The 10,459-nt window shown below is 66.6% G+C and carries 17 protein-coding genes; 9 read left to right on the top strand and 8 right to left on the bottom strand.

The window, feature by feature from the left end; genetic code table 11:
* Positions 1-109: 109 nt before the first annotated feature.
* Positions 110-991 carry a helix-turn-helix transcriptional regulator gene (locus tag Aco04nite_RS25950; protein WP_212999862.1) on the bottom strand — a complete coding sequence of 294 codons (882 nt, stop codon included), beginning with the start codon at positions 989-991 and terminating at the stop codon, positions 110-112.
* A gap of 145 nt (positions 992-1,136) precedes the next feature.
* Between Aco04nite_RS25950 and Aco04nite_RS25955 the strand changes: the two genes are divergently transcribed.
* The 4 genes from Aco04nite_RS25955 to Aco04nite_RS49720 all read left to right on the top strand — a co-directional run bounded on the left by Aco04nite_RS25955 (position 1,137) and on the right by Aco04nite_RS49720 (position 3,267).
* Positions 1,137-1,475: a carboxymuconolactone decarboxylase family protein gene (locus Aco04nite_RS25955; protein WP_212999863.1), complete on the top strand. Its 339-nt coding sequence runs from the start codon at positions 1,137-1,139 to the stop codon at positions 1,473-1,475.
* Positions 1,476-1,478: 3 nt separating this feature from the next.
* The gene (locus Aco04nite_RS25960) at positions 1,479-2,501 is read left to right on the top strand and encodes a zinc-dependent alcohol dehydrogenase family protein (protein ID WP_212999864.1); all 1,023 of its coding nucleotides are present in this window, start codon (positions 1,479-1,481) and stop codon (positions 2,499-2,501) included.
* A gap of 18 nt (positions 2,502-2,519) precedes the next feature.
* Positions 2,520-2,930, top strand: coding sequence for a (R)-mandelonitrile lyase (locus Aco04nite_RS25965; RefSeq protein WP_212999865.1), 411 nt, complete (start codon positions 2,520-2,522; stop codon positions 2,928-2,930).
* A gap of 100 nt (positions 2,931-3,030) precedes the next feature.
* The gene (locus Aco04nite_RS49720) at positions 3,031-3,267 is read left to right on the top strand and encodes a response regulator transcription factor (protein ID WP_280519384.1); all 237 of its coding nucleotides are present in this window, start codon (positions 3,031-3,033) and stop codon (positions 3,265-3,267) included.
* Positions 3,268-3,285: 18 nt separating this feature from the next.
* On the opposite strand, the gene Aco04nite_RS25975 is transcribed toward Aco04nite_RS49720, so the two are convergent.
* Positions 3,286-3,609, bottom strand: a complete 324-nt coding sequence (locus Aco04nite_RS25975) for a winged helix-turn-helix transcriptional regulator (RefSeq protein ID WP_212999866.1) — start codon at positions 3,607-3,609, stop codon at positions 3,286-3,288.
* Positions 3,610-3,786: 177 nt separating this feature from the next.
* Here Aco04nite_RS25975 and Aco04nite_RS25980 point away from each other — a divergent pair, with 177 nt between their 5' ends.
* Entirely contained in the window at positions 3,787-4,641 is an 855-nt protein-coding gene (locus Aco04nite_RS25980) for an SDR family oxidoreductase (protein WP_212999867.1), read from the top strand.
* 198 nt (positions 4,642-4,839) lie between these two features.
* Here Aco04nite_RS25980 and Aco04nite_RS25985 read toward each other — a convergent pair whose 3' ends face one another.
* The 6 genes from Aco04nite_RS25985 to Aco04nite_RS26010 all read right to left on the bottom strand — a co-directional run bounded on the left by Aco04nite_RS25985 (position 4,840) and on the right by Aco04nite_RS26010 (position 7,820).
* Positions 4,840-5,445, bottom strand: a complete 606-nt coding sequence (locus Aco04nite_RS25985; protein WP_244876292.1) for a WXG100 family type VII secretion target — start codon at positions 5,443-5,445, stop codon at positions 4,840-4,842.
* Between the two features lie 101 nt (positions 5,446-5,546).
* Positions 5,547-5,861, bottom strand: coding sequence for a hypothetical protein (locus Aco04nite_RS25990; protein ID WP_212999869.1), 315 nt, complete (start codon positions 5,859-5,861; stop codon positions 5,547-5,549).
* A gap of 1 nt (position 5,862) precedes the next feature.
* Positions 5,863-6,303: a YbaB/EbfC family nucleoid-associated protein gene (locus tag Aco04nite_RS25995; protein WP_212999870.1), complete on the bottom strand. Its 441-nt coding sequence runs from the start codon at positions 6,301-6,303 to the stop codon at positions 5,863-5,865.
* Between the two features lie 32 nt (positions 6,304-6,335).
* Positions 6,336-7,130 carry a metallophosphoesterase family protein gene (locus tag Aco04nite_RS26000; RefSeq protein ID WP_212999871.1) on the bottom strand — a complete coding sequence of 265 codons (795 nt, stop codon included), beginning with the start codon at positions 7,128-7,130 and terminating at the stop codon, positions 6,336-6,338.
* A 7-nt stretch (positions 7,131-7,137) separates the two neighbouring features.
* Positions 7,138-7,464 carry a hypothetical protein gene (locus tag Aco04nite_RS26005; protein ID WP_212999872.1) on the bottom strand — a complete coding sequence of 109 codons (327 nt, stop codon included), beginning with the start codon at positions 7,462-7,464 and terminating at the stop codon, positions 7,138-7,140.
* Positions 7,465-7,478: 14 nt separating this feature from the next.
* The gene (locus tag Aco04nite_RS26010) at positions 7,479-7,820 is read right to left on the bottom strand and encodes a hypothetical protein (RefSeq protein ID WP_212999873.1); all 342 of its coding nucleotides are present in this window, start codon (positions 7,818-7,820) and stop codon (positions 7,479-7,481) included.
* Positions 7,821-8,335: 515 nt separating this feature from the next.
* Between Aco04nite_RS26010 and Aco04nite_RS26015 the strand changes: the two genes are divergently transcribed.
* From Aco04nite_RS26015 to Aco04nite_RS26030, 4 genes are all read left to right on the top strand, one after another.
* Positions 8,336-8,869, top strand: coding sequence for a transposase (locus Aco04nite_RS26015; protein WP_212999920.1), 534 nt, complete (start codon positions 8,336-8,338; stop codon positions 8,867-8,869).
* Positions 8,845-9,171: an immunity protein CdiI family protein gene (locus tag Aco04nite_RS26020; RefSeq protein WP_212999874.1), complete on the top strand. Its 327-nt coding sequence runs from the start codon at positions 8,845-8,847 to the stop codon at positions 9,169-9,171. The genes Aco04nite_RS26015 and Aco04nite_RS26020 overlap by 25 nt, the downstream gene beginning before the upstream one ends.
* Positions 9,172-9,286: 115 nt before the next feature.
* Complete coding sequence (locus Aco04nite_RS26025) at positions 9,287-9,844, top strand: hypothetical protein (RefSeq protein WP_212999875.1); 558 nt, start codon at positions 9,287-9,289, stop codon at positions 9,842-9,844.
* A 22-nt stretch (positions 9,845-9,866) separates the two neighbouring features.
* On the top strand, positions 9,867-10,424 hold the full coding sequence (locus Aco04nite_RS26030; RefSeq protein ID WP_212999876.1) for a hypothetical protein: 558 nt from the start codon (positions 9,867-9,869) through the stop codon (positions 10,422-10,424).
* Positions 10,425-10,459: the final 35 nt, after the last annotated feature.

Here is a 10,459-nt window from a genome sequence, read left to right on the forward strand (position 1 = left end):
AACCCCTGAACCTGCGACGCAGGTTCAGGGGTTTTCCTTTTGGGTGTGAGGCGCGCACCGACTACCTCACGTCCGAGCCGGAGCAGGCGTACACCCCTGCCTGCCCTGCTCAGGGCCGGTCGGTGACCGCCGGGTGCTCGGCTCGGTGGTCCGGGGCCGCCCAGCTGGCCAGCAGCCGCAGCGCATTCGAGGCGGGGCTGCCCGGCTCCGCGCTGTACGCCGTGAGGGTCAGGCCCGGGTCGGCCGGCATCGGCATGGCCTCGAATCCGAGCTCGAGGCTCCCGACGAGGGGGTGCTGGAAGTGTTTGGTGCCGGTGTGGTGCAGGCGTACGTCGTGGGCGGCCCACCGGATGCGGAAGTCGTCGCTGCGGGTGGCGAGCTCGCCCACCAGATCGGTCAGCGCCTTGTCGTACGGGTCGCGGCCGGCTTCGGTGCGCAGCAACGCCACCGTGGTGTTCGCGGCGTCGTTCCAGCCGGGGTAGAACTGTTCGGCCCGCGCGTCGAGGAAGCAGAACCGGGCGAGGTTGACCGGCCGGCCCGCGGTGTCGAACGCGGGGGAGTAGAGCGCCTCGGCGAGACGGTTGGCGGCGAGGATGTCCAGGCGGCCGTTGCGGACGAACGCGGGGGCGTCGGTCATCGCGTCGAGCAGGTGCTGGGTGCCGGGGCGTACGTGCGGCTTGGCGGGACGGCGGCGGGTGCGTGCCGTGGAGCCGGCGGCGCGGGCCAGGTCGTACAGATGGGACCGCTCGGCCTCGTCGAGGCGCAACGCCCGGCACAGCGCGTCGAGGACGCTGTCGGAGACGCCGGCGAGGTTGCCGCGCTCGAGGCGGGTGTAGTAGTCGGGGCTGACCCCGGCGATCATCGCGACCTCGGCCCTGCGTAGCCCGGCGACCCGGCGGCTGCCGCCGAAGTCCGGCAGCCCGGCCTGCTCGGGGGTGATCCTGGCTCGGCGGGAGGTCAGGAACTCGCGAATATCGTCCCGGTTGTCCACGCCATCCACGTTACGACGTGGCCTGACGGCGAAGGGGGCCCTGTCATTACCCGTTTCGTCAAGCACTCCCTTGCATCCGGTCCGGTCGCTTTCCTGGAAACCGTGATCGCTCACTGGAGATCAGACGTCGTTGAGGAGACGCACCATGGCTGCTGAGAAGGAACCGTCAGGCGCGCAGAAGATGTTCGGTGACTTCGCACCCGCCCTGGTCGCGTACACCGACGACGTGTTGTTCGGGCAGGTCTGGGAACGCCCGGAGCTGTCGAAGCGCGACCGCAGCCTGATCACCGTCGCCGCGCTGCTCACCGCGGGCAACACCGAGCAGCTCACCTTCCACCTCGCGTTCGCCAAGCAGAACGGCCTCACCGAGACCGAGCTCAAGGACGCGATCACCCACCTGGCCTTCTACGCCGGCTGGCCCAGGGCGATGTCCGCCATGGCCGTCGCCAAACAGGTATTCGGCACCACTTCTGAGGAGAACTGAAAAGTGCGTCAGGCAGTCATGTACGCCCCGGGCGACGTCCGCGTGGAACAGCGCGACAAGCCCACCCTGCAGCACCCGACCGACGCGATCATCAAGGTGTCCGCCGCCTGCGTGTGCGGCTCCGACCTGTGGCCGTACCGCGGCATTCAGAAGGTCGACGAACCCACCCCGATGGGCCACGAGTACGTCGGCATCGTCGAAGAAGTCGGAACCGAGGTCACCACGATCCGGCCCGGGCAGTTCGTGGTCGGCTCGTTCATGGCCTCCGACAACACGTGTGAGATCTGCCTGGACGGCTATCAGAGCCGGTGCATCCACGTCGAACCGGTCGGCGCAGGCGGCGCTCAGGCGGAGTATCTGCGCGTTCCCCTGGCCGACGGCACCCTGGTGGCGACCCCGTCGCTGCCCGACGAGGACCTGATCCCGTCGCTGCTGGCGGCCTCCGACGTGCTCGGCACCGGCTGGTTCGGGGCGGTCGCCGCCGAGGTGGGCCCGGGCAAGACCGTCGTGGTCGTCGGTGACGGTGCAGTCGGCCTGCTCGCCGTCCTCGCCGCCAAGCAGCTCGGCGCCGAGCGGATCATCGCGATGAGCCGCCACGCCGACCGGCAGAAGCTGGCCCTGGAGTACGGCGCGACCGACATCGTCACCGAACGCGGCGACGAGGGCGTCGCGAAGATCAAGGAGATGACCGGTGGGTACGGCGCGCACTCGGTGATCGAGGCGGTCGGCACGCAGGAGTCGATGATGCAGGCCATCCGGTGCACCCGGCCCGGCGGGCACGTCGGCTACGTCGGTGTCGCACACGAAGTCGAGCTGCCCGGTCTGGAACTCTTCTTCGCCGAGGTGCACCTGCTGGGCGGCCCCGCCCCCGTGCGCCGGTTCCTGCCCGAACTGATCGACCTGATCCTGCGGCGCGAGATCGACCCGGGCAAGGTCTTCGACCTCGAACTGTCACTGGACGACGCCGCGCAGGGATACACCGCGATGGACGAGCGGCGCGCCGTCAAAGCCCTGCTGCGTCCCTGACATCACCAGGAGATCCTGATGGAACTCAAGCACGTCAACGCCACCGTCAAGACGACCGCCACCGCATTCACCGGCGACGTCTACATGACCCCGATCGTGAACGGCACCGGCCCGTCACGGATGACCGTCGCCCTCGTGCGCTTCACGCCCGGCGCCCGCACCAACTGGCACTCCCATGCCGTGGGGCAGACCCTGCACGTCACCGAGGGCGTCGCCCTGGTCGGCACGCGCGACGGCACCGTCGTACGCGCTCGCGCCGGTGACACCGTCATCTGCCCGCCCGGCGAGGACCATTGGCACGGCGCCACCGAGGACACCTTCATGAGCCACCTCGCCATGCTCGAGGCCGAGCCCGCCGGCGGTGACCCCACCACCTGGCTCGAACCGGTCACCGATGAGCAGTACAAGACCCCCCACCAGGCCATCTGAGTCCGCGGAGCCGGGGTTCAGCGTGCCGGGGCGGGGCGGGCCAGGACTTCGTTGAGGATGAGGTCGACTGTGCCGACGACGGGTCGCCGCGGGGGAGCGGGTGATCGACCCGGAACTGATCGCGGTCGCACTGGAGACCGGCAGCAGCCCGCTGACACCGCGGGAGACCGACGTGCTGCGCGCCGCCGGGCTCGGTATCTCGACCGACGAGATCGCGGCAGTGCTGTCACTGTCGCGGGCGACGGTCCGTAACTACCTCTCCAACGCCATCACCAAGGTCAACGCCCGCAACCGCATCGACGCGATCCGCATCTGCCGCGACGCCGGCTGGCTCTGACCAATATCGTCGTGCCCGTCAGGCGGTTTCGGGGAAGGCGTCCGGATTGAGCTCGCGGATCTGCGCGACGTGCTCCTCGGCCCAGGAACGCAGCATCGCCAGCGGCTCGTTCAGGGAGAGCCCCAGCGGGCTCAACCGGTAGTGGACCCGCGGCGGCACGGAATCCTCGACCCGCCGCTCGACGAGCTGGTCACGGACCAGACCTTTGAGCGTCGTCGAGAGCATCTTGTGGGAGACACCCGGCATGCCCCGGTTCAGTTCCGCGAAGCCTCGCTCCCCGGGGTGGCTCTCCGCCAGCAGCGTGATGACCATGGAGACCCATTTACCGCCGACGCGGTCCATCAGTATCCGGGTCGGACAGCCGGCTGAGAACAGGTTGCCTCGCTCCGACCGGGCCGTGGAGGTGGTTACCACCCCGTACCCCCCTTCCGTAGAAGTGCGTTCTTACGCCCCGCTCCTGTCGATCCTACGGTTACCAGGTAACCAATGTTTACCGACCGCGGGACGAGAGGCACAACCATGAGCATCGCCATCATCGGCGCCACGGGACGGCTCGGTGGCCACGCCGTCAACGCACTGCTGGCCAGGGGAACGAGCGCACGCGACATCCTCGCCCTCGGGCGTAACGAAGAACGGCTTGCCGAGCTGGGCGACCTCGGCCTGCGCACGGCAACCGTCGACCTGGACGACGTGGAGGCGACCACCGCCGTGCTGGCCGGTGTCGAGCGCCTGGTCCTCATCTCGATCGGCGGCATGACCGGAGGCGTCACACCACGCACCAACGCGGTCGCCGCCGCCGAGGCCGCAGGGGTGCGTCACCTCGTGTACACGTCCGTCCTTCAGGCACCCACGACGCGCCTGGGCATCGCCGCCGACCACCGGGCGACGGAGAAGGTCATCACCGGCTCCGGCATCCCGGCCACATTCCTGCGCAACGGCTGGTACACCGAGAACCTGCGCCCGGACTTCGACAGCGCCCGCAAGCGGGGCGTCATCGCGAACAGCATCGGCGACGGACGCATCGCCTCCGCACCGTGCCGCGACTACGGCGAAGCCATCGCCGCGGTCCTGACTACCCCCGGGCACGAAGGCCGCGCGTACGAGCTGTCCGGCGACACCGCCTGGTCGTTCCCCGAATTCGCCGAAGCCGCCTCGGACGTCCTCGGCAGCCCCGTGCGTTACGACGTCCTCACCAGAGAACAGGAACTCGAACACCTCATCGCATCGGGCCTCGACGAGCCCACCGCCGACCTCTTCAACAGCTCCTACGCCGACATCCGCAACGGCGCCATGTCCCTCACCAACGGCGACCTGGCCACACTGATCGGGCATACAACCCAACCGCTGGCGGACACCATGCGGACCTGGCACTGACATCCGGGACTGTTGAACGAACGGCTCTGTCTCACTTGCGGTGTTGACGGAAAGTGATCGCCTTCGTTGTAATCGCATGAGCGATATCGATGTGCTGGTGAACCCCTAAAGCTCTGTGTAGGCGTAAGCACGCTTTCCGTCACCTTGAGGTGAACCCCTCGGCGGTATCCGTTCATTACAGCGGAAGGATGTAGCCGCTCAGCCTTGCATTAGCGCGGTCAGGTTTTGCAGGCTGCTGATCAGCGCGCCGGTGTAGCCGAAGATGCGTGCACACCACTTCGCGACCGCCGAGATGATTTGTGCGGTGACCACCGGAATGGTCACGATTGCGAGCGCCTCTGCGGCCCACACGATCACCCGCGCCACCAGGTCGCAGATCAGATCACGGACGATGTCGCGGGTGAACTGAACCAGGTTTCCCGCAGCCTGGGTGGCCGCTGACATGGTGTCGGCCAATACCGCCAGGGCGCCGAGACCATCTACGTTGTTGGTCATCATCGACTGGTACGAATCGGCGGCGCTCCCGCCCCAGTCGGGAAGGTCGGCAGCGAGGTGCGACTGGAGGTCCTCGGCCATAGCTTGGAGCGAACCGGCCATGTTGGCCCACGTCTGCGCATGCGCCGTGACCTTGTCGGGGATTCCTGCCAGCTTGTCGAGCAGCTCACGCAGCGGTTCGAAATGCTCCATCACCCAGCCCAGCCCGTTGGCGAGCAGAGCGCTGAACGGGTCGATGACGGTCGCGGCGGCATCACCGACCAGCGAGCCGCCTGCCAGGACGCCGTCTACCCAGCTCCCGCTCTCCACGGACTGGTGGAGGCCCTGAAAGCCGTCGGCGAGCGAGATACCGGTGTACGCGGTCCGGGTGGTCGTTGACGTGGCCACCAGGGAGGAATTCGACACCATAGTCAGCCCAGCCCGCCAGCGGCGCGGATCCCGCTCTGCGCATTGCCGTCGGCGGCGTCGTAGTCGCGGCCGGTTGCGTCGAGTGCCTCAGCCAGTAGCTCAAGGTTCTCTTCCACGTACGTGTAGAGCTGGTCCTGACCGTTGTGCCTGCGCTCCAGGATCGCCGAGATCCACCCGCACAACAGACCGTATGCCGCGTCGTCTTGGGAGATTGCGCTGCTGGCACCCTTGATCGCCGTGAGCTGATCGCGTACCGCGCGGACGTTGGCGGCATGCCGCAATAGCTGAGAGGAGTCAACTTGGAAGGCGTCCGACATGTCAGTGTCTCGGCCCATCAGGGTCGTCCTCATCAGCCCGTCGGTTGTCGTCCGGTTGCTCCAGCGCGTCGCGCATCCGGTCGGCGGTGGTACGCGCCGAGAGCGAATCGGGCCCCATTGTTTCGACCGCGATATCATGCGCCCGGTCGGCGGCCTCGGTCCGCGCCTCGCGCAGCGCGCTCATCACCGCTCTTGCCACAGTCGCCGGCTCGAAATGGTGGATGCGGTCAGTGAGCTCCAGGTCGACCAGCACTCCTGCAGAATCGATGGTGACCCCGGCCAGGCCGTTCCGGTCCCGTGCCGTGACGCGTAGCCGCCCCATCTGTTCGCTCATGATGGCCGCCTGTGTCGCTGTCCGGTCGACATTCTCCTGCCACGAGCGCAGGTACTCGCGGGAGGCGTCAGGATCCAAGAACGCCTGAGTGTCGGAAACATCGGGCATGAGCCGGAGTGTAACAACGACCGATACCATGTTCACGTCGTAAGAACGACCACTCGTGCGTCGACGTTGACGATGTGTCCGTCGCCGAGGGTAGCCACTGGCTCGTCCCAGTGCATGTGACCGCAGAGCGTCAGAGCTGGCGCTCGTCGTTCCAGCGTGGTGCGCAGGGAGGCTCGACCGAGTTGGCCCGCCCGATCTCCGGTTGGTCCCTCGTGCAGGAGCAGCACATCCGGGGGTGGTGTGGTGAGCTTCCCGAGGAGAGTCAGGAAATCTCGCTCTGTACGCCGCAGTGCACGACCGGGGTCGCCGACGATTCCTGAGATCCCCGCGACTGTGATGCCCCCGAAGCTGCGACGCGCACCGTCAAGCAGCGCTATGTCCGAGCCGAGCTCCGCCACTTGCTCCGCGTTCACCTCGTCGTGGTTTCCTGCTACCCCCGCCACCATGGAGCATCCCGCTGCGGCGAAGGCGAGCCACACGTCGAAGACCGTGCCGGAAGCGCCGCGCCGGTCGGCGCCGGGCGCCGAAAACAGGTCGCCGGTGATGAGGACGCCGACGCGGTCGGGTTCCGGTAACAGCCCGCTCTCTGCCCAGACTGCCAGGTAGTCAGCGATCGCGATGCCGAGGAGTCCCGCGTCTCCGCCCAGCGGCGGTGAGGCTATGCCTTGCAGGTCTCCCGTCGCGAGGACGGCATCGCATCCGGCCGGGAGCTTGTCGACCCTCAGGCGCTCAACGGTGAGGTGGACGTTCTGGGGGAAGCTGCCGGGGCCTGCCGCCCGGTAGGGAACCGTCGCCAGTCGCTCGGGTCGGGTGTCGACCAGTCGCATCGGTTCGCTACTCCACAACGCTGCGGTAAAGGAACCGCCAATGCGGGAGAGCCGCGAGTTTGGACCGTAACTCGTCGGGTCGGTCGAACTTGTCGAGGAACAGCAGATAGCGGTATTCCGGGAAGTCGGGCTCCTGGAAGTATTCGACGTCGCCGTCGCGCAGGTCGTTTGACTGGAGCCGGAGCTTGCCGGTGCCGGTTCGCGGGCGTGCCGCGAAGTAGCTGCCGCGATAGTCGCTCTCATGCTGAACCCACTGCACCCCGAGGGTCGCCGCGAGTTGGGCGGGCTGATCGCCGAGGCTGGGTTCGCCGTATCCGTACACGTCGTAGATCACTGTGTGCTTCCCGTTCAGAACCAGATCTTGATGGTCGGCTTTCGGCTGGCGGCCTCTTCAATACTACGAAAGATCATGACGTGAACCTCGCGACCGGTCTCTGCCGACGCATCGTCGGTTATGCCGTCAAGCCCGAGCCGGTCCAGGTCGCGCTCGCTCAGCGGACCGGTCGACACCCCGTCGCCGCGGAACTGTACGCCGTTCTCGTGCGCGGCCTGGTTGATCGAGTCGCCGCTGATCGCGATGTCGTAGTCGCTGACCCGGCCCTCGTCGAACGGTGCCCCACTGTCCGCGCTGCGACCGGTGACCGAACTACCCTGAAATCCCATGTCCAAGTCGGGATAGAGCTCGCGCATGCGGTCCCGGAATCGGCTCGAGAATTCTCGAAAATGCCCGAAGTCTCGGAACCCGTACGGCACGCCCTGAGGCTGTCCTGACGACGGCGAGCGTGACCCCGAAGGCGACGACGGGCCGCCGCCCGCGGCTGATGGCCGGCCCTGCTGAAACGCATCGCGGGCATGACCCTCACCCTGTTCTACACTGCTCGGTCGGCCACCGCGGTTCCGGCGGCCCCGGCCGCCGGAGGGCGGTCCGTCGCCATCGCCGCCACCGTGACCGCGAGATCTTGGAGCCAACGCTTGCCTCCGTCGAAGTCGGTAGGACATTACTGTTCCGCATCGCATTTGATGGAGGCGGTAGAGCTTGTCACGCATCTTCCAGAGCTGATGTCCTAAAGCTCCAGCGTGGTCAGGCGTTACGGTGCATCTCGCTACAGCTGAAGTTTGGCTGGATCTCTTGGGAGGCGTTCTGAGCAGCATAACCTCGCCGGACAGCCATCCCGTTGCCTCCCACGTTGCGTCGTGACCGGCTGATGTTCCCCGGTTTCGGTGGAGTTGGTTTGTTGGTCTTCTATGCTCGGCGTTCCTTGAGGAGACCTTTGCCGAGAAGTTATCCACCCGAGTTTCGAAGCAAGGTTCTCGATCTGCTGGAGGCCGGTAGGACGGTGGCTCAGCTGGGCAACGATCTGAATATCAGCGATCAGACGATCTACCCCTGGCGCCGCCAGGAGGCCATCGACACCGGCCAGCGGCCTGGTGTGACCTCTACCGACCATGCCGAGCTGACAGCTGCCCGGCGCCGGATCGCGGAGCTGGAGCCCGAACTGGAGATCCACCGCCGCGCCACCGGTCTGCTCGAGGCGGTGGTGCCCCCAAAAGCCCGGTCCACGGCCATCCAGACGATGACCGCTGAAGGTCTCACCATCGAGGCCTGCTGCCGCGTGCTCGAGGTCTCCGTCTCCGGCTACTTCGCTTGGCGCAGCCGGCCACCGTCACAGCGTTCACTGCGCCACGCCTGGCTGACCGAACGGAGCGAATCCAGTTGGACACTGACGTCATCCGAGTGATGCCCGGCTACCAGTCCTACCCGACCTGGCAGCCGGGTGCTGATGAGTACAACGTCGAACCCGGGAAGCTACCTATCTCCGCCGAGCTGGCCGAGGAGCTGAACACCTGGGGCGACGACTACGACGCAACCCTCGTTATCGATGACCCCGCCTCGTCCGGTTTTCCCGATGACGCGTCGGAGAACGCGTTCGCTGAGCGAGGGGCGCAGCTCGCGCGGCGTCTGGCGAGGGAGCTGGCCGGTCGCTACCGAGTCGAGTACCACGACATCCGCACGGGACAGCGTGACACGATCACTGGCTGAGGACGACCCGCGTCGGCTGGAGCGACGGAAGAATGAGGACTCGATCATGGATACGCTGAGTCGTCGCGTGGAACCTCGAGGAGGTCGTGGACCGCGTTCTGCTCGGATTGGGCCGATGACACCTGATGAATCCGTGCGCGCCACCGCGGCGCGCCTCGACGCCGTTGATTGGCAGCGTCACGGTCACCGCACCTGGTCGAAGGCGAAGTTGATGCTGGAGTATTTCCGGCGTGTCGCCCAGTGGTCGGACGCCTATGGTTGTGACGAACCTGTGCCCTTCTTCGACCTTGCGAACTACGTCGACCCGAACGTGCGGGCTGATCCCGAGGTGATCCAGGAGACGGTGCGTCGCGCGGCTGAAGGCGGCTGGAACGCTGAGCAGGTGGTGCCGTTCGTCTTGAACTGGGCGGCGGTGCGTGCCACGCTGGGCTTCGTTTTTCCGGAAGGCTTGGAAGACCCTTTCGAGCCGCTGCTGCTGCTTTTCGAACGGGACGGCGGATTTCATACCTCGAACGGGTACGCCGAGATGGAGTTCCTCTCCGTTCCCATAGCCAAGTGGCGTGAGCGGGCTTCGCGGCCGCCGCTGCCGAGTCTCGATCCGGCTGCGCTGGACGAGATCGACCGGGCGGGGTCGATGAGGCAGTTCGGCTACGTCATGGGCCCTGAAGGCTGAGCCCACGAACGATTTTGGGTCGATGACAACCGATGAATCTGTTCAGGCCGCTGCTGTCCGGCTGAGCTCTGTCGACTGGCAGCGCCACGGGTATCGCACCTGGTCGAAGGGTAAGTTGATGCTGGAGTACTTCCGGCGTGCAGCCCAGTGGGCAGAGGCTTATCAGTGTGATACCCGGGTGCCTTTCTTTGATATCGCCGCATGTGTGAATCCGGCCGTTCGGGCCGATCAGCAAGTGGTGGATCAGGTGCTGGCGGAGGTGGGTAAGGGCGGGTGGAACGTCAAGCAGGTCACGCCCTTCATCCTGCATTGGGCGGCGCTGCGGCCTACGCTCGGCGACGAGTTGCCGCAGGGTCTGGACGATCCGTTCGAGCCGTTGATGCTGCTTTTCGAGCGTGATGGCGGATTTCATACCGAGAACGGCTCGGTCGAGCTTGAGTACGCCTCCGTGCCGATGCGGGATTGGCGAGCCCGGGCCGCACGGCCACCGATGGCCAGTTTCGAGCCTGCGGACCTTGATGAGATCGACCGGGCCTCGTCCCTCAGATACTCCGGCAAGGTGATGGGGCCTGACGACTGAGCCTGTGGGGAAGCGGGGCGCGGTCGTCGAACAGC

This window comes from Winogradskya consettensis, from assembly GCF_018332715.1.
Taxonomy (GTDB): Bacteria; Actinomycetota; Actinomycetes; order Mycobacteriales; family Micromonosporaceae; genus Actinoplanes; species Actinoplanes consettensis.

Bases quoted from the DNA above. Each gene is read 5' to 3' on its own strand.
- Aco04nite_RS25955 (WP_212999863.1), top strand. From the start codon at position 1,137: ATGGCTGCTGAGAAGGAACCGTCAGGCGCGCAGAAGATGTTCGGTGAC.
- Aco04nite_RS25980 (WP_212999867.1), top strand. From the start codon at position 3,787: ATGAGCATCGCCATCATCGGCGCCACGGGACGGCTCGGTGGCCACGCC.
- Aco04nite_RS26010 (WP_212999873.1), bottom strand. From the start codon at position 7,820: ATGCGCGAGCTCTATCCCGACTTGGACATGGGATTTCAGGGTAGTTCG.
- Aco04nite_RS25975 (WP_212999866.1), bottom strand. From the start codon at position 3,609: ATGGACCGCGTCGGCGGTAAATGGGTCTCCATGGTCATCACGCTGCTG.
- Aco04nite_RS26000 (WP_212999871.1), bottom strand. From the start codon at position 7,130: ATGCGACTGGTCGACACCCGACCCGAGCGACTGGCGACGGTTCCCTAC.
- Aco04nite_RS26030 (WP_212999876.1), top strand. From the start codon at position 9,867: ATGACAACCGATGAATCTGTTCAGGCCGCTGCTGTCCGGCTGAGCTCT.
- Aco04nite_RS25995 (WP_212999870.1), bottom strand. From the start codon at position 6,303: ATGCCCGATGTTTCCGACACTCAGGCGTTCTTGGATCCTGACGCCTCC.
- Aco04nite_RS26015 (WP_212999920.1), top strand. From the start codon at position 8,336: ATGTTCCCCGGTTTCGGTGGAGTTGGTTTGTTGGTCTTCTATGCTCGG.
- Aco04nite_RS25990 (WP_212999869.1), bottom strand. From the start codon at position 5,861: ATGTCGGACGCCTTCCAAGTTGACTCCTCTCAGCTATTGCGGCATGCC.
- Aco04nite_RS25965 (WP_212999865.1), top strand. From the start codon at position 2,520: ATGGAACTCAAGCACGTCAACGCCACCGTCAAGACGACCGCCACCGCA.
- Aco04nite_RS26025 (WP_212999875.1), top strand. From the start codon at position 9,287: ATGACACCTGATGAATCCGTGCGCGCCACCGCGGCGCGCCTCGACGCC.